The 24,616-nt window shown below is 32.8% G+C and carries 21 protein-coding genes; 7 read left to right on the top strand and 14 right to left on the bottom strand.

The features are described from left to right. Window positions 1–312: 312 nt before the first annotated feature. From ACFX5F_RS07810 to ACFX5F_RS07770, 9 genes are all read right to left on the bottom strand, one after another. On the bottom strand, window positions 313–1,467 hold the full coding sequence (locus ACFX5F_RS07810) for a phospholipase D-like domain-containing protein (protein WP_379851508.1): 1,155 nt from the start codon (window positions 1,465–1,467) through the stop codon (window positions 313–315). Continuing rightward, on the bottom strand, window positions 1,457–2,557 hold the full coding sequence (locus tag ACFX5F_RS07805; RefSeq protein WP_379851507.1) for a site-2 protease family protein: 1,101 nt from the start codon (window positions 2,555–2,557) through the stop codon (window positions 1,457–1,459). Before ACFX5F_RS07805 ends, ACFX5F_RS07810 begins: the two co-directional genes overlap by 11 nt. A gap of 210 nt (window positions 2,558–2,767) precedes the next feature. Then, window positions 2,768–3,760 carry an NAD(P)-dependent oxidoreductase gene (locus tag ACFX5F_RS07800; RefSeq protein ID WP_379851506.1) on the bottom strand — a complete coding sequence of 331 codons (993 nt, stop codon included), beginning with the start codon at window positions 3,758–3,760 and terminating at the stop codon, window positions 2,768–2,770. Between the two features lie 66 nt (window positions 3,761–3,826). Next, the gene (locus ACFX5F_RS07795) at window positions 3,827–4,087 is read right to left on the bottom strand and encodes a zinc ribbon domain-containing protein (protein WP_073208023.1); all 261 of its coding nucleotides are present in this window, start codon (window positions 4,085–4,087) and stop codon (window positions 3,827–3,829) included. 147 nt (window positions 4,088–4,234) lie between these two features. Then, window positions 4,235–4,681, bottom strand: a complete 447-nt coding sequence (locus ACFX5F_RS07790; RefSeq protein ID WP_379851505.1) for an OsmC family protein — start codon at window positions 4,679–4,681, stop codon at window positions 4,235–4,237. A gap of 69 nt (window positions 4,682–4,750) precedes the next feature. Then, on the bottom strand, window positions 4,751–5,302 hold the full coding sequence (locus ACFX5F_RS07785) for an SDR family NAD(P)-dependent oxidoreductase (protein ID WP_379851504.1): 552 nt from the start codon (window positions 5,300–5,302) through the stop codon (window positions 4,751–4,753). Beyond that, on the bottom strand, window positions 5,286–7,739 hold the full coding sequence (gene ppsA, locus ACFX5F_RS07780) for a phosphoenolpyruvate synthase (RefSeq protein ID WP_379851503.1): 2,454 nt from the start codon (window positions 7,737–7,739) through the stop codon (window positions 5,286–5,288). The genes ACFX5F_RS07785 and ppsA overlap by 17 nt, the downstream gene beginning before the upstream one ends. Before the next feature lie 465 nt (window positions 7,740–8,204). After that, window positions 8,205–8,873: an FAD-binding oxidoreductase gene (locus ACFX5F_RS07775; RefSeq protein ID WP_379851502.1), complete on the bottom strand. Its 669-nt coding sequence runs from the start codon at window positions 8,871–8,873 to the stop codon at window positions 8,205–8,207. A 447-nt stretch (window positions 8,874–9,320) separates the two neighbouring features. After that, window positions 9,321–9,500, bottom strand: a complete 180-nt coding sequence (locus ACFX5F_RS07770) for a response regulator (RefSeq protein ID WP_379851501.1) — start codon at window positions 9,498–9,500, stop codon at window positions 9,321–9,323. A gap of 558 nt (window positions 9,501–10,058) precedes the next feature. Here ACFX5F_RS07770 and ACFX5F_RS07765 point away from each other — a divergent pair. The 6 genes from ACFX5F_RS07765 (at window position 10,059) to ACFX5F_RS07740 (ending at window position 17,631) form a co-directional block, all read left to right on the top strand. Further along, the gene (locus tag ACFX5F_RS07765; protein WP_379851500.1) at window positions 10,059–13,199 is read left to right on the top strand and encodes a PAS domain S-box protein; all 3,141 of its coding nucleotides are present in this window, start codon (window positions 10,059–10,061) and stop codon (window positions 13,197–13,199) included. Next, window positions 13,200–13,928 carry a sensor histidine kinase gene (locus ACFX5F_RS07760; RefSeq protein ID WP_379851499.1) on the top strand — a complete coding sequence of 243 codons (729 nt, stop codon included), beginning with the start codon at window positions 13,200–13,202 and terminating at the stop codon, window positions 13,926–13,928. Window positions 13,929–13,931: 3 nt separating this feature from the next. After that, window positions 13,932–14,342 carry a response regulator gene (locus ACFX5F_RS07755; RefSeq protein WP_379851498.1) on the top strand — a complete coding sequence of 137 codons (411 nt, stop codon included), beginning with the start codon at window positions 13,932–13,934 and terminating at the stop codon, window positions 14,340–14,342. Between the two features lie 20 nt (window positions 14,343–14,362). Beyond that, a complete protein-coding gene (locus tag ACFX5F_RS07750) occupies window positions 14,363–14,779 on the top strand; it encodes a response regulator (RefSeq protein ID WP_379851497.1) in 417 nt (138 codons plus the stop codon). A 12-nt stretch (window positions 14,780–14,791) separates the two neighbouring features. After that, window positions 14,792–17,146, top strand: a complete 2,355-nt coding sequence (locus ACFX5F_RS07745; protein ID WP_379851496.1) for a response regulator — start codon at window positions 14,792–14,794, stop codon at window positions 17,144–17,146. Window positions 17,147–17,271: 125 nt separating this feature from the next. After that, on the top strand, window positions 17,272–17,631 hold the full coding sequence (locus ACFX5F_RS07740; RefSeq protein ID WP_379851495.1) for a response regulator transcription factor: 360 nt from the start codon (window positions 17,272–17,274) through the stop codon (window positions 17,629–17,631). A 78-nt stretch (window positions 17,632–17,709) separates the two neighbouring features. On the opposite strand, the gene ACFX5F_RS07735 is transcribed toward ACFX5F_RS07740, so the two are convergent. Further along, entirely contained in the window at window positions 17,710–18,324 is a 615-nt protein-coding gene (locus ACFX5F_RS07735; RefSeq protein ID WP_379851494.1) for a murein L,D-transpeptidase catalytic domain-containing protein, read from the bottom strand. 472 nt (window positions 18,325–18,796) lie between these two features. On the opposite strand from ACFX5F_RS07735, the gene ACFX5F_RS07730 reads away from it, so the two are divergent. Further along, a complete protein-coding gene (locus ACFX5F_RS07730; protein ID WP_379851609.1) occupies window positions 18,797–20,347 on the top strand; it encodes an SDR family oxidoreductase in 1,551 nt (516 codons plus the stop codon). Window positions 20,348–20,444: 97 nt separating this feature from the next. Here the strand turns inward: ACFX5F_RS07730 and ACFX5F_RS07725 are convergent, their stop codons facing one another. From ACFX5F_RS07725 to ACFX5F_RS07710, 4 genes are all read right to left on the bottom strand, one after another. Further along, window positions 20,445–20,840: a ribosomal maturation YjgA family protein gene (locus ACFX5F_RS07725; RefSeq protein ID WP_379851493.1), complete on the bottom strand. Its 396-nt coding sequence runs from the start codon at window positions 20,838–20,840 to the stop codon at window positions 20,445–20,447. 98 nt (window positions 20,841–20,938) lie between these two features. Further along, window positions 20,939–22,693 carry an alpha-amylase family protein gene (locus tag ACFX5F_RS07720; protein ID WP_379851492.1) on the bottom strand — a complete coding sequence of 585 codons (1,755 nt, stop codon included), beginning with the start codon at window positions 22,691–22,693 and terminating at the stop codon, window positions 20,939–20,941. A gap of 425 nt (window positions 22,694–23,118) precedes the next feature. Then, window positions 23,119–23,442: a hypothetical protein gene (locus ACFX5F_RS07715; RefSeq protein ID WP_379851491.1), complete on the bottom strand. Its 324-nt coding sequence runs from the start codon at window positions 23,440–23,442 to the stop codon at window positions 23,119–23,121. A gap of 376 nt (window positions 23,443–23,818) precedes the next feature. Beyond that, complete coding sequence (locus ACFX5F_RS07710; RefSeq protein WP_379851489.1) at window positions 23,819–24,601, bottom strand: hypothetical protein; 783 nt, start codon at window positions 24,599–24,601, stop codon at window positions 23,819–23,821. Between the last annotated feature and the right edge of the window lie 15 nt (window positions 24,602–24,616).

Raw genomic sequence — 24,616 nt, 5'->3', positions numbered from 1 at the left:
TAAAAGAACAACTCCCTTTGAAGGGGAACAAATAATATTCTTTTGTCCATCTTCGGGATTTTATGCTCGAAATCTTTTCGAATCCATTCCTCTTTTTTCTTGTTTTTTATTTTAGGAGGTTCCATTTATTTAATGTCTAATTTAGATTTTTTAATTTTTTAAGTATCTTGTTATTAGTATTTTGTATGTTTTAATTATACTTTTAAAGTTACAAAATAATAATTTATTAACAGTATTAATAATAATAAATTTTAAGGTGATTTTTATTTTTTTGGATTGAAAAAGCGTTTTTTATGCTATCTTTTACATCTGTCAATTATAGAATCTTCTGTAGGGAGTGAAAGTGACAATTATTTCTATAAATCGAGTGCTATAATAGGAAATCCAATTGGTGAATTTTGACAATGCTGTATTCTTGATTGCAAGTGTTTGGGGAGTTATTTTTTGACATTGAGCTATTATTTGGTTGAGGTCTTCCTGATACATTTGAGCAAATATGGACGAATTTATTTCGACATTCGTCTCGATGCTGCCATATGAGCTTAGATTGTTTAAGTTAAAGGATCCAATTGTTGTCCAATAACTATCTATAACAGCCGTTTTTCCGTGCAATATTGAACTATTCCACTCGTACAATTCTATATCGTAACTAAGAAGTTTGGAATATAGATAGCAAGTTGCTCTTCTTGTCATGGGAAGATCTGATATTCCGGATAGAATTAATCTAATTCTAACCTTGTTTTTGGCCGCTTTTTTCAAGGCTTGAGTTATTCTTCTGCCAGGAAGAAAATAACTTCCCATTATTGTTATTTCTTCTTTGGCACTGCCAATTGATTTTATGTAAGCATTACTGATTTCGTTTTTTCTTTTTAACCAGTCATTTTGAAGAATACGAACTAAGGTGTCTTCTTGAAGATGAAAAACAGATTTTATTTTTTGACTGTGCAGGCGTCTCTTTTTGAAAAAAATTGCTTTACATAGTTCCTGGATGGGTTTTGTAATTTCTCCGTTTAATTGCACTGCATAATCAAGCCAAGGCGCTTCGGTTGGGGTTCCATGATATTTGTCAGCAATATTAATTCCGCCTATCAGAGCGACCTTAGAATCGGCAACTACTATTTTTTGATGTAATCTACGACCCAGATAAAAGGTATAAGCGGAAAATAATGGGGCAAAAAAACGAACGTTAATACCGCTTTGTTCCAAATCATTTCTAATTTTTGAAGGAAACGATAAGGAACCCAATCCATCTAATATAAGATATATTTTAACTTGACGGGAAGCGGCTTCTTTTAGTGCATTTATAATCCTGTTTCCTGTTGCATCATTTTCAAAAAGGTAAACTTGGATATGAATTTCATATTCTGAATTGTGGATAATACTTTCCAAACGGGAAAAATAATCTTCACCGCTGCGCACAAGCACTATGTTTTCAGATACAACATTGGAATTTTTATTATGCGGCATGGTCTTTTTTCAAATGTACTTCTTTTATCAAAATAAATTCTAAAATATTCTCTGTGTCCAACGTCCCTATGAGTTTGTTGTTTTCCATGATGAGCATTAGGGTTTCTTTGTTTTTGTACATGTCTTCAAAGACATTTTCTAATGCCGAATCAGCATCAAGAAAAATCAAATTCGGGTCCATTACATTAGCGATTGTTTCATTTTCTCCGTTTTTAGCTAATGCCATAATAATTTGATCGCGGTTTAGTGTACCTACGGGAATTGTATTATCGGTTACTAAAAAATTCTTGTTTTGACTGTCAAGTAACAAATCAATAGCTGTTTTTAGTTTTTCATGAGCGTCAATTTCAGGATATTGGCGCATCAAGACATCTCTAACTTTATAGCCTGTCAATACGTGTTTTGACTCTATAGAATCAGATTCGACTTGGGCTCCTATAATTACAAAAATCCCAATGAACACTAAAAAGGGATTGTATAAAAAACCTAAAAGAATAAAACCAACCGCTATGAATTGGCCTATTCGAGCAGCGATTTTTGTAGCAACATTTCTTTGTAGTTTGAAGGACAGCAATGCACGTAAAACTCTGCCTCCATCCATAGGGAAAGCCGGTATCAAATTAAAAAGTGCCAACCAAAAATTGACGATAAAGAAATTGAGAAAAAAATTATCTGCATTTACCCCTTTTGATAGTTCTGCCATTAATTGATTTGAATCATTTGGGATGGTAATAAAAAATCCGGTGATGAACGCCAAAGTTATATTTACAAGTGGACCTGCAAATGCAACCACTAATTCTTCGACGGGTTTTTCAGGAATTCTATCGAGCCTGGCTAACCCGCCAATAGGAAGCAGTGTGATGTCTTTTGTAACTATATTATATTTTTTAGCGGCTAAAGCATGTCCTAATTCGTGCAAAAAAACAGTAACAAATACACTTAAAATAAAAAGAACGGACCATAGAATTTGCGTTAGATTTTGACCATTTTTATAGTTTATAAAAATAATGAATAGAATAAGCAGTGAGAATGTCCAGTGAAGATACAATCCTATTCCCGCTATTTTTCCGAGTTTTAATGATCCTTTCATTTTTTTTATTTTTTATAAAAATGGTTCTGTAATACATTTGGACAAGCACAGTATAACTATTTTTTAACACTCAAATTTTGAGATAATAGTTATTGATTGTCAATGAATTACAAACTAAGTTACGAAAAAAAAACGAATTTTAAATTTAAATCAAACAGGAAGATTATGCGTGGATTTAATAGAGAAAAACTAAAAAAGATAGGATTTTTTTTATCTGATTTCATTTTTGCAAACGCTATTATAGGCCCATTCATTTAAATTTGCAATTGTTGTACTTGCAATTCCATGCAGTACTTCCGCAGTCAAGAAGGATTGATGACCGGTGATTATGACGTTCGGATGAGCATACAGTTTTAGGAATAAATCGTCGTTGATCGGAGTGCGAGTATGATCTTTGAAAAAGATTTCTTTTTCATGTTCATACACGTCTAAACCTGCAGCAGCAATAACTCCATAATCTAAAGCTTTTAATAAATCTGCTGTATTTACGATGCTGCCATGGGCGGTATTAATCAAAATGACTTCTTTGCGCATCACTGCGAAAGTAGTTTGGTTAAACAGGTGATTTGTTTTGCTATTTAGTGAACAATGAATAGATATTACATCTGAATTTGCACATAAATCATTGAATGTGGTGTAGAAAATATTACTTTGAAGCTTCAGTTCCTCCTCTTTTACGGGATCAAAAGCTAAAATTTTGCAACCAAAGCCGTGCATAATTTTTGCGAAAGCACTTCCTGTTTTTCCGGTTCCAATAATACCCACTGTTTTTCCATGCAAATTAAAACCGACTAAATGATCTAATCTATAATCACCCAGCTGCATCATTTTTTGACCTAATATCAGTTTTCTGTTCAAAGCCAATAATAGGGCTATGGCATGTTCGGCAACAGCATATGCAGAAGGTATATCTGGAACATTGGCAACCTTAATTCCCAAGGCATGCGCTTTGTACATATCAATATAATCAGAACTTTTGGAGCGCAAAGCAATATATTTTACGTCTAAAGCATGTAATTTTTGCAGTACTGATACTGAGGCATCATCTGAAGTGAAAATTGAAATAGCATCAAATCCTTTTGCCATTTTTACCGTGCTTTCATTCAGCGATAGCTCGGTATAAGCCAAATCGATGTTTCCATGCAACGCTTTCTCAATAAATGGTTTGTCAAAACCAGATATACTGTAAATTAATGTTTTCATTGCATCGTTTTTCGGGTTCAAAAATTTAATTGACTGCACTACAACTTTTTCAGGATTGTCAAAGTTCTATTTGTTTTTCCAGCGACTTAATGATGGTAAAATAGTTATGGCTTTCTGAATAGTATATATCGGAAGCTTTAATTTCTTCATTTGTGTAGATACGATATCTTTCATGTCTTCTAAAGTCATGTTTGGTTTTGTGAACGTACCATCATCGTAACAATATTTACAATACAAATCATTCTTCAAGCCGTTTTTCTCTTTTCCTTTTACTTCTTCATTTGCAAGCGGTAATCCACAACTTTGACATAATACGATATTTTCCATAATTCTTTATTTTGAAGGTTGCACAAACAGGTGTTTTATTATTCTTTTTTGCGTTAGCTCTTCTTCCCACTATAAACAAAGGCTTTCAACAGTTTCATAGGTTTTAATGTTCTTGCTTCAGCAAAATCGACTCTTCCTAAATTTAACTCAAAAACTCAGTTGAATTTCGGATACTATAATTTCAGGATCAAGTCGTATTGGAGTTTTAATGGCATTCGAGATCAAACACACATTTTTACTCATTTCCAGAATCTGTTTGACTCTTTCCGGTTTTTGAGAATAGGGGATGACTACTTTTGGTTTTAATACAATTTCAATTATAAAGTATTTTCCTCTTATAATTTCAACAGTGCATATCGATTTGCTTTCATAACTTGTAAATTCAAGATTAGAATTTTCGGCAATGGTCAAAAAAGTACTAATTAGACAGCTATTTATTTTTGCAATTAATAAGTGCTCAGGTGTCCACATGCCTTCCGTTCCATTCGAATATTCTGGAGGTGTCACCATTTCAATTTCCTTTGGCAAAATAGTGGAACTTAAAATTCCTTTTGTTTTACCAGTCCATTTTAGATTTACTTCGTAAGTATGCATGATGCGATAGTTTTAATAAAAATTATTGAGCTACAAATCCGCCATCAACCGGCATGGCATGACAGGCGATCAATCATTGGGGTTTGTATGAGGCCGGGACGCGTATTCTAAAGCGGTGGTTTTTGTTAACCCAACGACACCATGCTTTGATGCCACATAAGCTGGTAAACCTGCAAAACCAATTTGCCCGGCTACAGAAGTACAGTTTACTATTGCTCCTTTTCCTTGTTTCAGTATTTCTGGAATTTCATATTTCATGCAGAGCCAGATTCCTTTTAGATTGACACCTATGGTTTTGTCCCAGTTTTGTTCTGTGCAATCAAATGTATTGGCTTGGGTTCCTTCGATTCCTGCATTATTGAAAGCATAGTCCAATCTACTAAAAGCCGCAATAGCTTTGGCAACCATTGCTTTTACTTCCTCCGCTTTGGAAAGATCGCATTTGATAAAAATTGCCTCACTTCCCAATTCTTTGATGAGGCCTACCATTTCGTCATTTTCTTTCCAGTCTACAACGGCTACTTTGGCTCCTTGTTTTGCAAAAGCGAGGGAGGTTGCTCTGCCAATTCCAGATGCACCCACTGTAACCCCTGCTACTTTACCTTTAAAAATTGTTTCCATGATTTAATGTGTTTAGCATTTCATTGCGTTTTTCTTCATGTTTGGATTCCGCTTTCAAAATATTTTCTATGCCACTTATCAAAGCATCAGGAGTGAAGGATATACTGTTAATGCCTTTTTCTACTAAAAATTGAGCAAATTCAGGAATGTCACTTGGAGCTTGACCGCACAATCCCACTTCAATTTTGTTTCTCTTGGCAGCGCGTATCGTTTCTGAGATCAAATGTTTGACCGCTGGGTTTTGTTCGCTAAATAAATAGCTTACCAACGAGGAATCACGGTCGAGTCCCAGCGTAAGTTGAGTCAGGTCATTAGAACCAATTGAAAATCCATCAAATAGTTTTGCGAATTCATTTGCTAATATCACATTACTTGGAATTTCAATCATTACATATACTTCTAATCCGTTTTCTCCTTGAACTAAACCATTTGCTTTCATTTCGTCTAATACTTTTTTGCCTTCTTCAATGGTTCTGCAAAAAGGAATCATCAATTTTACATTATCAAGTCCCATTTCATTGCGCACTTTTTTCATTGCTTCACATTCCAAGGCAAAACCTTTTCGATAAAAATCGCTGTAATAACGCGATGCACCCCGAAAGCCAATCATCGGGTTTTCCTCAACTGGTTCAAAGTATTTTCCGCCTATTAGATTCGCATATTCATTGCTTTTAAAATCGCTCATCCGCACAATGACCTCCTTAGGATAAAAAGCCGCTGCGACAATAGAAACGGCTTCGGCGAGTTTATCAACAAAATAATTTTTGCCATCATCATAGTCTTTCGTTAATGCTGCTATTTCTGATTGAACGGACGGGTCACTTATTTTTTTAGGTTCACAAAGTGCCAAAGGATGAATTTTTATGGTGTTCGAAATAGCAAATTCGACACGCATTAATCCAATACCGTTAGTGGGATAATAACTTAATTCAAAAGCCCGTTCGGGGTCGGAAAGAATCAGCATTGGGTTCGTAACAGGTACTGCTAACAGGCTGAAATCATGTTCTTTTATTTCCCATTTTAATTCGCCATTGTACACGTTTCCTTCCTTTCCTTCAGCACAAGACACGGTTATTTGCTGACCATTTTTTATGACTGAAGTTGCATTTCCGGATCCCAAAACAGCAACTGTTCCCAGTTCGCGGGCTACTATTGCCGCATGACTGGTACGTCCGCCTTTGTTGGTAATTATGGCCGAAGCTTTTTTCATTATCGGATCCCAATCAGGATTGGTAAAGTCAGTTATTAAAATTTCACCATCAAGTAGCTGATTCCCTTCATGGGCATTATTCAGGATTCTAGCTTTGCCTGTAGCAATCTTATCGCCAAGAGCAATTCCTTTGGTCAACAAAGTACCTTTTTCTTTGAGTTGGTAAATTTCTCTTACCAGCTTATTTTCTTTGGCATGAACAGTTTCCGGGCGTGCCTGAACGATATAAAGTTGGTTGTTCAAAGCGTCTTTTGCCCATTCGATATCCATTGCTTTATCATAGTGTTTTTCTATTTGGTAGCACCATTGCGCAAGCTGAATTACTTCTTTATCGGTTAATGAAAATTGGTTTTGCTTTTCCAGCGAGGTTTCCGTGTTAATAATTGTATTTTCTGCTGATTCAGCATTTGATTTTTCAGCATAAATCATCGTGAATTCTTTTCTTCCACAGTGTCTTTTTATGATGGGGTTCAAATTTGCCTTTCCTAAAGTAGGTTTAAAGACCATCCATTCGTCAGGAGTAACAGTTCCCTGAACAATATTTTCACCAAGCCCCCAAATACTGTTTATTATAATTGCATTCTGAAATCCCGTGTCCGGATCGATGGTAAAGGCCACACCAGAAGCCGCTTTGTCACTTCGCACCATTTGTTGTACTCCTACAGAAATGGCAATATCAAAATTTGCAAACCCCATATCATGGCGGTATTTTATTGCCCGGTCTGTAAACAGCGATGCAAAGCAACGATGTATCGCATCCATGACTTGATTATCACCGCTAATATTCAGGAACGATTGCATTTGTCCTGCGAAACTCGCCGATGGTAAATCTTCTGAAGTAGCGCTACTGCGCACTGCTACATCAAGATTATCCGTTCCGGATTGTTCGCTTAGCGTTTGATAAGCCCTATGGATTTCATCGTATATTTCGCTAGGAATTGATGCCGATAAAATAAGAGCTCTTGCTTTCTCTCCAATTGCCGATAGATTTGAATATTCCTTTGTATCTAATATAAAAAGTAAATCATTGAGCGGTTTTTCTAACTTGTTTTGTTTACGAAATAAACGATAGGCTTTAGCAGTCAAAGCAAATCCGCTAGGAATATTGATACCTATAGGATTGAGTTGATTGTACATTTCACCCAAAGAGGCATTTTTACCACCTACTTTATCAATGGAGGTAATGCTGATTTCGTTGAAAAATAATATGTATTTATACTTTTCCATTCAGATGATATTAAATAATAGAAACCATTATTTTGGCTAAGTAAGACAACAGAAAAAAGATTGGGGACCTTTTTTTTCTTATAAAATATTAAAAACAAGCTGTCCAAGCGTACTTTATATTAAAAGCCGGTTTTAGAGCTAAGATGAAAGAGTAGTAGGATTTGCATCTTATTCTAGTAAATTTAATCAAATAATGTTTTTGTAGGTACAAAATACGATGTTTTTTCTAATTTAAATATTTGTTATACAGTTAATTAAGTATTTAACGGTAGTTTTTGACAGTCGTCGGATTTTTTTTGATTTTTTAGTGAGATAGCAGAATTTATTTTTCTTTTTTTTATCAAAAGACAAACTTAGAAAAGGGAGAGGATTTTATTAGCTTAATTACTGTAGACTATTTTTTGTGGTAAATAAAAAAATATTCATCGTAATGTTAGTTTTTAGAAAAGCTCTGCTTTGAGTGCATTACATTTCAATTACAATAATGTCAATGCTTGCACCCAGCTCCATTAAGTCTTTGGTAATGCTTTTTACGAACTCAGTTGGTCCGCATACATAAAAATGCTGCCCGAAGTCGGATATATGATCAATTAGGTAGGAACGATCAATTCTTCGTCCCCTAAAACCCAAAACGTTTTCACGGGTGAACAGTTTGATAAAATTGTCTTTAAGCATCTCCTGCAACTCGTCTTGCATAATGACATCTTCAGAGGTTTTGTTGCTGTATATTAGGCTGTTGCCTTCAATCTGATTTTTATGATACAAATTACGGAAAATTGAAATAAAGGGGGTGATTCCCGCACCACCAGCAATAAAAACGCCAGGGCCTTTGTATTGAATTGCCCCAAAAACATCGTGCAGAATCAATTCGGCACCTACATTAGTTCGCCCTAACATATTGGTTACGCCTTGATGATCTCTATAAATCTTGATCATAAATTCGAGATAGTCTTGTTCTCTCCGGCAGGTAAAGGTAAAAGGCCGTAATTGATTTTTCCATAATGGGAGATTTACGGAAACTTCGGTTGCCTGACCTGGTATAAAATTAAAGCCTGCAGGTTTTTCAACTGTAAAGCATTTTACATCGTGGGTAATGTAAACCGCTTTTGTCACTTTAACAATATGAGCCTCCATAAGAATTGGTTTAAATTTTATTATTAACCGTGTTTATGGTATTTAAATTTTTGTTTAGATCAAATATTTATTGGTATAAAAACCACTACATAAATTTACTTAAAAAAAATATAAAAATGATTGTTTTTTTTAAATATGTATTTGATTTTTAGGTTTTTGTAGCTTTATTTTTGTTAGGATCGAGACAGTTTTAGGTTACTAAAAAGCTATTTTTGCTTCAAAAAAAAAACATATTTATAAAGTACTGTAAAAGGAAAGTTGAAATTTTAAATTTAACAGGAACTAAAATCATAGTTTTATATATTTTAGCTCTTGTTGAATAGAAATAATTTACCCTTTATTCCATAAGCTTTTTTAACTCAGCCATGGTGATAGGTTTTACTAGATAATTGCTAACGGCATCGTAAGTTTTGGCTTTTTCAATATCTGCAGGATCAACGTATGTAGTTACGGGATTTTTATAAACTCATCCAGAAATTGCCATCCATCCCATATTGGCATATTCAAATTCAAAAGAATTAAATCAGGAAGTTTCGCATCAGCAATAATTATGGCTTTTAGTTTATCAAATGCTTCTTTTCCATTTCTAAAAATCATGAAGCTTTCGCAAAAGTTTGCAATTTCCATTATTCTTTTTGTTCCAAAAACAAAAATAGAATTGTATTACAAAATATAAATATTGAAATAATTTGAGGTTCAAATTGTTATTGAGTTGGGGGGAAAAATAAGAACGAAATTTTCGTTCGATTGTCTATTATCCCAGCTAAGATTAATCTTTTGGAGTCAGTATAGATTGAATTCGATTGTTACTCAATATTTAATAAATTAATTTTCAATCATTTACGAATAAATAGCGTTTCAGCAAAGTCTTTTTTAGGCCTTTCAGGCATTTAAGTTTAAAAAAATATACCTAAAAGGTTTTTAAAACCTTGCAGGATTATAAACAGCAATGAAATCAGTATTTTAGTAATTGAACTAAGGTTAATAGGTAAATTTAAGTTTGATTTTAGTTTTTATCATATAAAATGGTATTAAGACTCCAATTATTCAAAAAAAAAATTATTTTTGTACGTACACCTTCTTAAAGCGGGAAGTGCTATAAAATTGTTAGCTAATAATCAAAAGGTATTTAAACGGACTTAAATTCATATTTAATGAAATTTAAAAGAATAAGCACCCAAATTAATGAAAAAAATCCCGTTACCTACAAATGAATCTGACCGACTAACGGCTCTTGAAAGTTATTCAATTCTGGATACTTTGCCTGAAAAACAGTATGACGCAATAACACAACTGGCCTCCTATATTTGCGGAACTCCAATAGCTTTAGTCAGTATGTTGGATAAAGAAAGACAATGGTTTAAATCAAGTATTGGATTAGGAGTATCCGAAACTCCTAGAGAGATTTCGTTTTGCCAATATGCCATTATGGGAGAGGAAGTCTATGAAGTTACAAATGCTTCAGAGAATAAATTATTTGCGGATAATCCTCTGGTAACTGGGAATCCCGACATTCGATTCTATGCGGGAGCACCTCTAAAAGATTCAGATGGTTTTAATTTAGGATCGCTGTGCGTTATTGATACAGTGCCTAGGACCTTGAATATAGAACAAAAAAATGCTTTAAAACTACTGGCAAACCAAGTCGTTTTATTATTGCAATTGCGAAAAAAGAATGCGGATTTAAATACTACCCAAAAGGAATTTCAGAATTTTATTGACCTTTCAAAGGATTTGGTTTGCATTGCTAATGTAAATGGAATGTTTTATAAAGTAAATCCTGCTTTTTCGACTGTATTAGGATATTCAAAAGAAGAATTAGAAGGGACGCTTTTTGTTGATCTTGTTCATCCGGATGATTTAGATAAAACCTATAAAGAAGTTGCTAAATTAGCAGAAGGACACAAAACAATCAGTTTTGAAAATCGGTACCGCTGTAAAAATGGCGAATATATTGTGTTAAGCTGGAATACATCTCCCGATCCAGTTTCTGGAAATTTATATTGTATTGCCAGGGACATGACTTTAGAGTATCAGCAAAAAGAGAAATTGGTTAAAACTAGTAGCGAATTATCGGCAATACTTAATTCGACTGATTTTTCAATAATATCCTCTGATTTAGATGGAACGATTAAAGAATTCAATAGAGGTGCGGAGATATTACTTGGATATAAATCAGAAGAAGTAATAGGAAAGACCAGTCCATCTATTTTTCACTTATGGGATGAAGTTGTAAAACGAACAGAAGATTTATCAATAGAGTTTGGAAAAGATCTAGCGCCTGGATACGATACATTTGTATTCAAAGCGAGAGAATTAGGAGTTGCAGACTCTAATGAGTGGACTTATGTGAGGAAAGACGGTAGTCTGATCCCAATAGTTTTATCAGTTACAGGAATAAAGAATAGTGAAGGTGAACTGACAGGGTATTTAGGTATATCTAAGGATATTACTAAAGAAAAAGAAATAGAGCTGAATTTAATTAACAGCAATAAATTATTAGCCGAATCCCAAAGTATTGCTAAAACGGGAAGCTGGAAATTTGATTTAACTACAAAGGATTTAGTTTGGTCAAAAGGGAATTATAAAATTTTTGAATTTGAAGAATTACCTGCGAATAAATTATACGACGCATATCGAAAGATACTTCGTCCAGAAGTCTTGGTACGTTTGGACAAGGCGATAGAAAAAAGCATAACTACTGGACGGGATTTTGAGTTTATGAACAGTATTGATTTTAGTGATAACAGAGTTAAACATATTTTGACACTAGGCCAAGTTATTAAAAATGAATTTGGACAGGTAATTGGTGCCCAGGGAAGTACTCAGGATATTACTGAAAAAATGATCGCTGAACAAAATTTAATAAAGAGTAATAAATTATTAGATGAATCGCAAAGTATTGCTAAAATTGGAAGTTGGAAATTTAATTTAATTACAAAAGATCTTATGCTGTCTAAAGGACACTACAGCATCTTTGAATTAGATGGTGTTCCTGCAGACCAATTGTATAAATCGTATCGCAATAGAATACATTATGACGATTTAACGACACTGGATGAGTTTGATGAAAATATTATAAAAACAGGGGAAGATTATAAAACTAATTACCGAATTTTATTTCCTGATAATAGGATAAAATACATATCCGAAATAGGTCAACCATTTAAAAATGAAAAAGGGGAAGTAATTGGACTTCAGGGATCTATATTAGATGTTACTGAAAAAAGCCTTGCAGAGCAAAAAATTGCTGAAAAAGCAAAAGAAATAAATGATATCAGATGCGCATTAGATGAGTCTACAATCGTAACAATTACAGATCAAAAAGGAGTAATCACTTTTGTAAACGATAAGTTTTGCTCTATTTCTAAATATTCAAAAGAAGAACTTATTGGGCAATATCACTACGTTGACAACCCAGAGTACCAATTAAATCAATTTATAAAGAAGATCTGGAAAACAATTGCCAATGGCAAAGTATGGAAGGGAGATATTAAAAATAGAGCAAAAGACGGTTCCCATTATTGGGTGAATTCAACGATTGTTCCATTTTTGGATAATGAAGGGAAACCGTATCAATATATAGCCATAAGCTCGGATGTTACGGAACAGAAATTAGCCAAAGAAAATTTAGATAACGCCCTGTTAGACCTTGAAAAAACGAATAAAGAATTAGATCAGTTTGCTTATATTGTTTCGCATGATCTTAAGGCACCTTTGCGTGCCATAAACAATCTTTCAGAATGGATTGTCGAGGATATGCCTGAAATGCCTGAGGCTGTAAATTCTAATTTTGGATTGTTACGCGGTCGAATTATGCGTATGGAGAATTTAATTAATGGCGTATTAGAATATTCCCGTATTGGTAAGACAAAAATTGAAAAACAAGACACTGACTTGAAAATTATGTTACATCAGATTGTTGATTCAATTGTTCCAACGGAAGGATTTGAAATTTACATTGCTGACAACATTCCTGAAATAAAAATTGCAAGAATATTGTTTCAACAGTTGTTCAGTAACCTTATAAGTAATAGCGTAAAGTATAATGATAAACCTATTGGGGAAATAGAATGCTATTATGAATCTTTGCCTGATTTTCACCAGTTTACAATCAAAGACAATGGACCAGGAATTGCCGAAGAATACCATCAAAAAGTATTTAAAGTTTTTCAAACCATTGAAGCACGTGACAAAAAAGAAAGTACCGGTATAGGATTGTCAATTGTTAAAAAGATAATTGACGAAGCGGGAGGGACCATTCGCATAGAATCGGAAGAGGGTAAAGGGGCAAGTTTTATTTTTACAATTCCTAAAGAAATCTAGATGGAAGAGTCAGCTAAAAGTTGTCAGGAAGAGTTGTCAGCACTAAAAAAAGAGTATGAAGACTTTGTCTATATTGTTTCTCATGATATAAAAACACCCATGAGAGCTATCTCTAATATAACAACATGGATTGAAGATGATCTAGGTCCTGATGCTGGTGAAGATATTTTAAATAATTTCACATTATTAAAAAATAGGGTAGGACGTCTTGAAAATATGCTGAATGCTTTACTGGAACTATCAAGAGTCAACAGAACCGAAATGGAACTATATGAAGTTAATTTTCCTAAGATGGTGGAGGAATGTATCGCTAGTCTGGATCATGGAGTAAATGTTAAGTTTCACGTAAATTATAATTTGTCCAATGAAAACTGCATTACCTTAGGGAAAAAATTGAATAAGGTTGTTTTTAATTTGCTAGACAATGCGGTTCGATTTCACAATAAAGAAATCAAAAATGTGTTTGTGGATGTCAGTGAAAATGAAAGCGATTATGAAATAAAAATAAGTGATGATGGTCCCGGCATAGCTGAAGAAATGAGAAATAAAATTTTCGCTATTTTTTATACCGTCAATTCAAAAGACGTTTTAGATTCGACAGGAGCAGGGTTAACAATTAGCAGTAAAATAGTAGAAATGGTTGGTGGAAAAATTCACTACACTCCAGGAATAAATAATGGTTCAATTTTTCAGATTAATTGGCCAAAAATAATAAGCTTAAAAAATTAAATTATGATACAAAAATTGGTGAATATCTTATTAGTAGAAGACGATGAGGTTGATGTAATGAATGTGAAAAGAGCCTTTTCAAAAAATAATATAAAGAATGAACTTTTTGTTGCCGGTAACGGAGTCGAAGCCCTAGATATGCTGCGTACATCAATTGTTCCCTTGCCAAGAATTATTATTTTGGACATTAATATGCCAAAAATGAATGGGATTGAATTTCTTAAAAATTTAAGAGATGATGATAATCTTAAAAACATATCTGTCTTTGTAATGACTACTTCTAATGAAGATAGTGATAAGATTAATGCTTACAATCTTAATGTTGCCGGATATATTTTAAAACCATTGTCTTTTGAAAAATTTATTACTTCAGTTGCTACACTAAAGAATTTTTGGTCGTTATGTGAGATGTAAATTTTTAAACAATATAATCTATGGTAGGTGCAAACATATTATTAGTGGATACTTGTAAAACTTATTTCGAAAATGCTGCAAAAGCATTTTCTGAAATCGGTATCCAGGCTACTTTACGTTTTGCAAAGAACGACATCGAAGCATGGTCAATGCTTAAAGGAGATGATAAATTATTGCCAATGCCAAAAATTATGTTGATTGATATTAATGCTGAAGGATTAAACGGCATTGATTTAATAAATAAGATTAGACTTGATTTTGAACTAAAATCGATTTTAATATTCGTGGTCAGCGATGTAAATAACAGCGAAAATAAACGTGCTGCTTTAAACTTGAATATCGCAGGATATATGCATAAGCCATTTGAAAAAGGAGAAATGATCGATTTTTTTTCCACTTTGAATGATTATTGGAATAGTATAGAATTTTCAAGCTAAATAAATTTAAAAATGGCTGTTACTTTAAAAATATTAATAATTGATGACGACAAAGTCGATACGGTAACCATAATTCGTTCGATATCACATTCGGGAATTATTGCTGATGTTGAAAGTGCTTTTTCGGCTCGAGATGGAATAGAAAAGATTAAAGCAGTTAATTATGATTTGATCTTTTTAGATTATATGATGCCGGATAGTGACGGAATTTCATTTCTGAAAAAACTAAGAGATTTAGATATAGAAACTCCAGTTATTTTTGTGACTTCGCAAGGGGATGAAAAAATTGCAAGTCAGGCTATATTAGGAGGCGCATCAGATTATATCCCAAAAACATTATTGACTCCTGACGGTGTTTCGCAAAGTATTCGAAATGCACTTAAACTACACGAAAGTCTTATCCTTCGTAAAAAGACGGAGGTAGCTTTAAAATTAAATGCAAAAAGACTTTTTGAAGCGCAACAACTAGCAAAAATAGGAAGCTGGGAAATTAATCTAAAGGACGGTGAAGTATTTATTTCGGATCAATTCTATACTATTTTTGAAATCGAGAATGATAATAGCCCAACTATTGACCTGTTAAAATCACGGTTGATTAATGCGACTGATGTCCTGCTTTTTGAAAAGAACCTTAATTATGTTAAAGAAAATAATTCAGAAGTACAGTTTACCCACAGTTTAATCAGTAAAAACGGTACAATCAAATATATCAACGAATATATAAAATGCTTGAATGGAGAACATAATGAACCACTCAAAATTTTAGGGACTATTCAAGATGTCAGTGATCAAAAGGAAATAGAAAGAGAATTAATAAAAGCAAGAGATTTAGCGGAACAATCAACTCGCGTAAAAGAGAAGTTTCTGACTAATATGAGTCATGAAATTCGGACGCCAATGAATGGAATTCTTGGATTTGCAAAAATTCTGGATGACACTAATTTAGATGACGAACAAAAGCAAAGTGTCAATGCAATAAAGAGAGCAGGTAAGAATTTAATGATTGTTATTAATGATATCCTTGATTTTTCTAAAATTGAAGCTGATAAAATGATATTTGAAGAAGTAGATTTTTCTTTGTCTCAAAATATAAAAGCAGTAATGGAGCTGCTTTCTCCAATTGCAAACGATAAAAAAATCAAATTAATTTTTAACATTGACAATAAAATAGATGACTTTTTGATTGGAGATCCTACAAGATTATCCCAGATTTTAATCAATTTGATTGGAAACGCCTTGAAATTTACGGATAAAGGGTATGTTGAATTAATTGTTTCTCAGTTGAAAGAATCAGAAACGGAAAGTTTTTTAGAATTTGCAATAATTGATACAGGAGTTGGTATTCCTGATGATAAAATTGATTCAATTTTTGAAAGTTTTAATCAGGCGTCAAATGAAACGACAAGAAAATTTGGAGGGACAGGTCTAGGACTTACCATAACCCGCAGACTTATTGAACTACAGGGAGGTTCAATTACAGTAGAAAGTAAAATTGATAAAGGAAGTAAATTTTCATTTTTAATTCAATTTAAAAAGGCGCAAAAAGGAATTGTTAAAACGGTGAAATTAAGGAAAGAGAAGATAAATCCTGATTTCCTGAAAAATACTAATATTCTTTTAGTCGAAGATAATGAACTCAACCAACTATTAGCGGTTAAAGTTTTTGCAAAATTTGATAAAACAATTGATATTGCCGATAATGGGAAAATTGCAATTGATAAAATAGAGAAAAACAACTATGACATCATTTTGATGGATATTCAAATGCCGGAAATGGACGGTATTGAATTAACAAAATATATACGAACACACTTTGGAGCGAAATCAAAAATACCCATAATTGCATTAACTGCGCATGCCACTTCAATTGAAGAAAAACGTTGCTTAGATAATGGGATGAATGATTATCTATCTAAGCCATTTGATTTTAATGAATTAATTGAAAAAATATATCATAATTTAATGAACGCTAATAATAACAGTTTTATTGACGAAGTGAATCAGGAAATAAATACCCCAAAACTTGTAGATTTTACCTATTTAAATGAATTTGCCGAGGGTGACGCGGCTTTTATTCAAAAAATGGTAGATTTGTTTATGCAAAATCTCCCTTTGGCTTTAGAAATAATATTGAATTCAAACCAAATGGATGATATTAAAATTTTAAAAGCTGAGATTCATAAATTAAAATCGTCAATCACTTTGTTAGGAATTGTACCTGCATCTAAAAGTATTGAAATTATTGAAAATGAAATCGAAGTAAATCCTTTCGGAGAGAAGCGAAAAGAAGAAGTTGAAAAGTTTAATGAGATCTGCCAGCAGGTTTTTGCAGAATTAGAAATTCTATATGGCTATGCTGATAAATAGATGAGTTATAAATTGATATTTAAATATGATTTTCAGAGTTTGTAATTAAAATCTTTTCTCTTAAATAAAAGAATTATTTTAGGTTAGACCCGTTTAATTTTGCTTTTAAAAAATAATAATAAAAAATGAAAATACTAATTGCCGAGGATGATGAGATGATGTTAAAAACCATGGAGTTTAAACTAATTCGCGAAGGATATGAGGTCATTTCATGTAATGATGGCAAAGAAGCATTAGAGAAAATAGTCTCGGAAAATCCAGATTTAATTATTTCCGACATAGAGATGCCGTTTGCTTCAGGTCTTGATATAGTAAATAAAGTAAAAATCGAATTGAAACTAGATATTCCAATCATTATTTTGTCTGCCGTAGGTTTAGAAAAAACGGTGTTGAAAGCTTTTGAATTAGGGACAGATGATTTTATAACTAAGCCATTTAGTCCAAACGAGTTGATAGTAAGGATTAAGCGATTGTTGATGAGATAAATAATAAGCAAATATGCCCATACGTTACGGGTTTAGATGTTCACGAGTTTTAACAAATACTCATTAATAATAATATGTTTAATAGTAAATATCTAAAACAATATTTCTTTTAGAGTTGTCAATTATTTTTTCAATTCGGGAATAATAGATATCATTTACCATAGGACAACCAAAACTGTAACCTATTGGTTTATCTTGTTCTTCATAAGGCAATTTTTGATTTTTATGCAACACAATGTTTCGTACTTCTGCATTGTTGTTTGTGGCATCTAATCCATATAATTTGTAGGCTTTACCGTATTGTCCATAGTAGCTATTCCCTACAGAATATTTACCTAATGAAGTGCAAAGGGAATTGTTTTCATTACTGAATTTTAATTTCCCCTCCGCATTAATTCTTGAACCAAAACCTTGAGCAACTAAACCCTGATCAATTATTTTTTCTTTTTTTAAGTCATAGATGAAAAATCTGTTTTTTCCAGACATGATTTCCATATCGATAAAAAAAGCAATTTCATTATTATAATTTGGATTTGTACGGACTAAATCCTTTATTATATTAACATGTTTTAAAAGCTTTTCTTCTATTGAATTATCTGATTTAGAAATTGTATTCTCCAAACTTTTTGATGAAATTGTTAAGCTCAATAATAATGTTCCAATTAAAATTAAAGCAAAAATGATTCGTCTCATTTCGTTGTTTTTAAGATAGACGTAAAGTTTGTGTAGGTTAATGCTAACTTCTTGCAGCTGTGATGATTTTGGGAGATATTGGCCGTGTTTTATTACTTTACAAAGATATGAAAAAAGGAATTAATCCAACAAATACCATTTTTTTAAGATCTTATAATTTCAACTAATTTTTAGTTATTGTTACTACATAGATTGTGGTATTAAGTTCGGAATTCACTACTGTTGGGGTAACTGTCAGTTATTTTCTGGCTTTTTTAAAGTGATTGTTCTGCAATTACAATTGATATTGTAAAGTGTTAAATTTTTATCAAACTACAATAAAGTAAGAGGAGTAACATAAAAAAATATATTTAAATAATTTAAGGCAAATAGTTTGTAGCGACTAACAGAAAAAAAGGAATGACAGCCAAAATTTTAGAACTATATTTGCGGCCTTGGTATTTACGCTGAGATCGATACGATTTTTTTTATGATGAGGATTAGTGAAATAGATACTAAGAGTGCAATTAGTTCAGAAGAAATTGATAAGTGCATCGCTATTTTGACACAATTGAATACAAATACAGACCAAATATTTGATATTCCTACAACGCAAAGAACAGCGTTAATTAAAGAGGCCGGAATGTTTTCCAGACCGGATCGTGAGGAGTTTTCCCGCAGAGTTAAGGATGGAAAATTAGCAGCAAAACGAAAAATGGAAAAGCGGGATAAAACAGCTCGTAAGGAAACAGGAATACGCCATGCGCGTGAAGCGAGTGTTTTTGTTGCACCAAAATTGCTGGCCATGAATGATTTGGCTAATAAAGAACAACTAGAATTAGAGACACCCAGAAATTGTTATGTATGTAAAACGGAGTTTACTAAAATGCATCACTTTTATGATACTATGTGCACGGATTGTGGCAATTTTAATTATGCAAAACGTTTTCAAACTGCTGATGTAAAAGGACAAATTGCGGTTATCACTGGTTCTCGGTTAAAAATAGGATATCATATCACATTAATGCTTTTGCGAGGAGGAGCAACAGTTATTGCAACAACTCGTTTTCCGGTAGACTCGGCATTGCGCTTCGCTAAGGAAGAAGATTTCATGGATTGGGGACATCGACTGAAGATTCATGGATTGGATTTACGTCATATTCCGAGTGTAGAGATTTTTTGCAATTTTATTGAACAAAAATATGAACGTTTGGATATTTTGATTAATAATGCGGCGCAAACCGTGAGACGTCCAGCGGGTTTCTATACACATTTAATGGAAAATGAAGAGTGTACAATAGTCTCTTTACCAAAATACGCCCAGGATTTATTACAGGATCATACGGACTGTCTACAGGAATTAAAAGTACTAACAGCAGGGGTTTCGTCAAATCAAAATATGCCGGTCACATGGCATGGCCCAGAACCGGGAATTGGATTAAGGGCTTCTGCCAAATTATCTCAGATTCCGTACAGTTTTGATAACACGCTTGTAGCCAATGAAGTTTTTCCAGAAGGGAAGTTAGATGCTGATTTGCAGCAGGTAGATTTAAGGAAGACGAACAGCTGGCGATTAAAGCTAGGGCAAATAGAAACGACCGAAATGATTGAAGTACAGCTTGTGAATTCGGTAGCGCCATTTGTATTGTGCAACCGTCTTTCTGAAGTAATGAAGAAAGACAATACGGGGAAAAAGCACATCATTAATGTGTCGGCAATGGAAGGGAAGTTTCATCGCTTTTTTAAAGAAGCCCGTCATCCCCATACCAATATGGCTAAAGCCGCTTTGAATATGCTTACTCATACCGCTGCAGGAGAACTGGCTAAAGCCGGTATATTTATGAATGCGGTGGATACAGGCTGGGTAACCGATGAAGATCCAGCAGAATTAGCTAAAAAGAAACAAGAATTAGAGGACTTTCAACCTCCTTTAGATATTGTTGACGGTGCTGCACGGGTTATGGACCCGTTGTTTGACGGAATTAATTCTGGAAAACATTGGTGTGGGAAATTCTTAAAAGATTACAACCCTATTCCTTGGTAATAATCAAGATTTCCTATAAAAAAAAGATCAAAACGCAAAATAATCGTTTCAACCAATTCAGGATTAAAGGAGCGTTCATTTATAGAATATTTGTGAGTTATGGCTTATATGCAAATTTCATTTTTTTTTGTAACCAATATTTTTCGGTGACAATAATGATTGTAATTCCGGCAATATAAGTCAGTAGATCAATCCATGAGAATGAAGTTCCAAGAACCGTTTTGACAATTTGTGATTTTTCTAAGCTTAGCTTTTCGACAATATTTAAAAATTGAAGAAATTCAATAGTAAAGGAGATAATCAAAACAAATAGTGCAACGTTTAAAACGGGCAATTTGAGAAATGATTTTAAAAAACAATATAGTAGAATAACAACCAAAACATCTCCAAGATATGGCCTAATAAAATCATCGTGGATAAATAGGGTAATCAAAATTTCAATGAAAAAAATTAAAACAGCTAAAGCAAAGTAGTTTTTGTTAAATGTCAGCATGATATTTATTTGGTTCCTAAGACACAAAACCATTTTAAAAAAAAATAAAATGGTTTTTGTTGTCTTTAGCTAATCCCTTTTAATAGACGGTTCGTTGTTTATAATTTGATACTTTTCTCGTGACCTAATTCGGAATATCGAATTGAAAAATCATGTGTTTTAAGATTTGCTTGCAATTGCGCAAATTCGCCATCATTGGTCCAAATTATATTAATTTCCTCATCAGTAGTTTCCTTAAATGCCACAGTTCCTGAAAATGCCTTTGAAGTATTTCTTAATCGAATAATTTCTAACTGTTTGGTCACCACTTCTTTTTTTAGACCATCTTCTACATCTTTTAAACTTAAAGTGGTTCTATTAATTTCTTTATGTCCATCTTTTCCAGCTTTTTCAACTGCTTCGTAATCATTTGCTCCAGCAAAAATATCTAAATACCATATTTGAGGAATGCCCGGCATAAACAGTTGAATAGCACGGGCCAAGAGTAGTTTTTGCTCGTTTTCACCTAAAGCACTAAAATAAGTTGCATTGACTTGATAGTAAGAAATTTTTTTTCCATCTGCTCCATAAAGATTTTTTACTTGACCACCACGTTCTATAATAAGATCCATCATTTCTGAAATTTCCTCATCTTCTAAAAGTCCCTTATGATAAACGCCGTTTACCTCTTTGCCTTTTAAATCCAATACTGGAATACCGTCATGACATCCAAGCATATTGACAGTTTTGAATCCTTTAGTAATGATTTCTTTTGCCCAAGTCATTAGCGCTTTATTGGTGCCTTTTTCGATTGCATGAATAGTGAGACCGGGAAGGAAAAAATCATAAATAGCATAACCTTTTTCAGCAACTTCATCATGGAGATGCAATCCGAACTCCGCATGGATTTCCGGAAGTAGTACTAAATTATTTTTTTTTGCTATTTTATTTATTTTTGCCAAATAATCCCAAGTCCCCGGCTTGTTGAAAAAGTTGGTTTCTCCTATTTCTTTATGTAAATAGGCAAATGCATCCAATCTCAAAATCTGACCGCCGTAACTTGATACCTTGGCCAACACTTCTTCATAAAATGCCCAGACTAATGGCGATTTTGCATTGACATCCATTTGACCTAAATAGGTGAGATTTCTATTTAGTATTTGCAGTACATCAGTTTTAAACGCGGATTGATCGCCTAAATCTAAAGACTGTAAATCTTGATTTTCGTCAATAGCCCTGTTTGCTTTTTCGCAAATCTGAACTGCGTTTTCCGTACTTAAATTTACTATAGATTTTAAATCTGCTGTCGAAATTTTTTGATAGGTGATTTTTTGGTAAAATGTATTCCAATATGGTTTTTCTTTTCCATCAGGGAATAAAACTTTTAAAATAGGAAGGCCTGATTTGCGCATAAAAAGCTTGTCCAAAAAATCTTTTTTAGGAACAATCACTCCATCTTCGTTAAGGTCCCCGTTGCCTTGCCAGAATTCGTTCCAGTCGATAAAAAAGTCTTTAAATTTAGATTGATCTCCATTTTTAATTAAATCTTTAAATTGTGGTGAAGCAACAGATAAATGATTTAAAACAATGTCAAACTTTAACATAATATTTAATTCACGTAAAGCTAGCAGATCTTTTTTTGAAACCAATTCTTCATTAATGTCATAATTTATAATCGAAAAGCCTCGGTCTAAGTCACTATTAAAAAAGGTAGGTAAAACATAAAAAAGCGAAAATGTATTTTTAAAATGTGGCATTTTTAACATGGTAACAATATCACTCAAATTGGTTCCAATGCTATCTGGATATGCATTTAGCATTACTCCGTTACTAATGTTAGAAGTGTTTTTCTTATCGGAATTTAATTCTGTCATTTTTTCTGATTATAGTTGTGGTTTGAAATTTCAGTTTGTTTTTTTTGATGCTGATGTACAATGATCTAGTATTAAAAAGAGGTTAGGACTAAATTAATATTTTTTTCGGTTTGATACTAATTTTTAAATACTAGACCAATTTTAATTGGGCCGAAAATGAAATCATGTCAAACTTCTATTGAGCTAAACCTTCGATTGTACTAATCGGATTTTAACTACTTTGCTAATATAATTAAAAAAAGTAATATTTTGTATAGCTGAATCTTTGCTTTATGGGGTTTTGTATTCACAGTACCGCTAAAAAGTTTAATCAAAAAAAATCACCTCGTAAAATATCGGGACGATTTTTTTGTGTTCTTAAAAGCAATATTGAATTTCAAATATTCGTTTTTGAAACCAGATTATTTTTGGGCTTAACCCAATTTTTAATTTTTGCTAAATGCTAAAAAGTCCTTTTGATCGTTGCGTTCTATAACGTATCTTAATTTGATATAACTGGCGGATTCATCAATGATTTTCCAATCATCTATTATTTCCACAAAATGAATTGGAGCGGTAAAAGTAATGTCGAATTTAAAATTGGATAAAGAGTCGATATAGCCATTTGTATCTGTAATTGACCAGGTTCCTTTATATGTATTTGTACCTTCAGTGGCTATTAATACGTTATTTGCTCCAAAACTAAAATTAAATGAATTGAAATTAATTGTTTCATTAAGATTTGAATCCCAATAAAAAGTTATTTTCAAAGTTCCTTCGGTAACAATAATAGTAACATTATTTTGGTTAGCTATTGGTGTTATACCCTTTAAGTAATTACCTGTATTGAAATCATTTGCTCGTGGTGGGCAAGTTGCATTAATTTTAATAATGATTAATACGGGCTTTAAACTGAATTGTCGTAGTGTTTTTATAGCAAATAAATTAAAGGATTAAATTTTAATATATTTTACATAAATAACCAGTAGGACTATTAAATTTACGAATTAATAATGATTTATTTGTTGAAATTACAGGGTGTTTTTTAGTTATAATGTAATTTATTGTTACTAAGAACGGAAATATTTTGGAAGGTTTCTACAAATAGAAAATTGGAAAAACAAGGGTAATGCTAAATACTTAAGGTTATTTAATTGTAATCCTATTTTTTGCAATACTAACTTTATTATTAATTGCTTCAACAGCATAATGGGTGATAAAGCTAGATATCTTTTTTAATTCGTTAATTTGGTTTAGAGCCGAGCGTTTGATTGCGCGGGACATTTTAATCAAATTAGCGGTATTATCTTCGATTTCGAGGGCTATTATGGATTGTAAGATTTCTTTTTTGATTGTGTGGCCAATCATGCCATGCGCTGTAACGGCTGCGACTTGCTCGAATTTTTCTGCGATTTTTAGATTTTGTAGACCTTGGTAACTATAATTCGGCTCTCTATGCAAAAATGTCTTTTTCAATTGTGAAATTAAGGAACTGTTAGCGTGTGCTGCTTCTTCAGTTTCCACTTTTATAAGAGAAAGTTTAACAGGTATATTTTTTTGGAAATGTAAAATAGTATTTATACTTCGGGTACTGGTTACTACTGCCGAATGGTGTTTTCTAAGGATTGATTCGTGTCCAGATACTCCAAAGCTATGTTTGACGGATCCCTCAGTGCAGTACGCAAATAAAATGGAAGATTTACTTAATGGTTCAATACTTAGCACGGTGTCATCAGAAAAAGTAATGCTGGCCTGAATAGAGGTGATGCCATTTATAAAAGTTACTCCATCAATATTTCCCTTAATTAAATTGGAATCTAAGGCTAATTTAAATTCGTTATTGTTTGAATTTAAAATCCCTTTGAACGAGGTTTCAAGTTCAGTAAAAACTTCATTTATTGTTCCGGTATTAAGATAAATATTTTTCATAAGACGTACTTTTAA

Origin of the sequence: Flavobacterium zhoui (assembly GCF_042787235.1) — a bacterium.
Lineage (GTDB): Bacteria > Bacteroidota > Bacteroidia > Flavobacteriales > Flavobacteriaceae > Flavobacterium > Flavobacterium zhoui.
The sequence above is the reverse complement of the archived record's forward strand: the minus strand, read 5'-3'. Positions and strand labels throughout refer to the sequence as shown.

Bases quoted from the DNA above. Each gene is read 5' to 3' on its own strand.
- ppsA (WP_379851503.1), bottom strand. From the start codon at position 7,739: ATGGAAAAGTATAAATACATATTATTTTTCAACGAAATCAGCATTACC.
- ACFX5F_RS07790 (WP_379851505.1), bottom strand. From the start codon at position 4,681: ATGCATACTTACGAAGTAAATCTAAAATGGACTGGTAAAACAAAAGGA.
- ACFX5F_RS07775 (WP_379851502.1), bottom strand. From the start codon at position 8,873: ATGGAGGCTCATATTGTTAAAGTGACAAAAGCGGTTTACATTACCCAC.
- ACFX5F_RS07765 (WP_379851500.1), top strand. From the start codon at position 10,059: ATGAAAAAAATCCCGTTACCTACAAATGAATCTGACCGACTAACGGCT.
- ACFX5F_RS07725 (WP_379851493.1), bottom strand. From the start codon at position 20,840: ATGCTGACATTTAACAAAAACTACTTTGCTTTAGCTGTTTTAATTTTT.
- ACFX5F_RS07810 (WP_379851508.1), bottom strand. From the start codon at position 1,467: ATGCCGCATAATAAAAATTCCAATGTTGTATCTGAAAACATAGTGCTT.
- ACFX5F_RS07770 (WP_379851501.1), bottom strand. From the start codon at position 9,500: ATGGAAATTGCAAACTTTTGCGAAAGCTTCATGATTTTTAGAAATGGA.
- ACFX5F_RS07720 (WP_379851492.1), bottom strand. From the start codon at position 22,693: ATGACAGAATTAAATTCCGATAAGAAAAACACTTCTAACATTAGTAAC.
- ACFX5F_RS07740 (WP_379851495.1), top strand. From the start codon at position 17,272: ATGAAAATACTAATTGCCGAGGATGATGAGATGATGTTAAAAACCATG.
- ACFX5F_RS07730 (WP_379851609.1), top strand. From the start codon at position 18,797: ATGAGGATTAGTGAAATAGATACTAAGAGTGCAATTAGTTCAGAAGAA.
- ACFX5F_RS07710 (WP_379851489.1), bottom strand. From the start codon at position 24,601: ATGAAAAATATTTATCTTAATACCGGAACAATAAATGAAGTTTTTACT.
- ACFX5F_RS07760 (WP_379851499.1), top strand. From the start codon at position 13,200: ATGGAAGAGTCAGCTAAAAGTTGTCAGGAAGAGTTGTCAGCACTAAAA.
- ACFX5F_RS07750 (WP_379851497.1), top strand. From the start codon at position 14,363: ATGGTAGGTGCAAACATATTATTAGTGGATACTTGTAAAACTTATTTC.
- ACFX5F_RS07805 (WP_379851507.1), bottom strand. From the start codon at position 2,557: ATGAAAGGATCATTAAAACTCGGAAAAATAGCGGGAATAGGATTGTAT.
- ACFX5F_RS07735 (WP_379851494.1), bottom strand. From the start codon at position 18,324: ATGAGACGAATCATTTTTGCTTTAATTTTAATTGGAACATTATTATTG.
- ACFX5F_RS07755 (WP_379851498.1), top strand. From the start codon at position 13,932: ATGATACAAAAATTGGTGAATATCTTATTAGTAGAAGACGATGAGGTT.
- ACFX5F_RS07745 (WP_379851496.1), top strand. From the start codon at position 14,792: ATGGCTGTTACTTTAAAAATATTAATAATTGATGACGACAAAGTCGAT.
- ACFX5F_RS07795 (WP_073208023.1), bottom strand. From the start codon at position 4,087: ATGGAAAATATCGTATTATGTCAAAGTTGTGGATTACCGCTTGCAAAT.
- ACFX5F_RS07785 (WP_379851504.1), bottom strand. From the start codon at position 5,302: ATGGAAACAATTTTTAAAGGTAAAGTAGCAGGGGTTACAGTGGGTGCA.
- ACFX5F_RS07800 (WP_379851506.1), bottom strand. From the start codon at position 3,760: ATGAAAACATTAATTTACAGTATATCTGGTTTTGACAAACCATTTATT.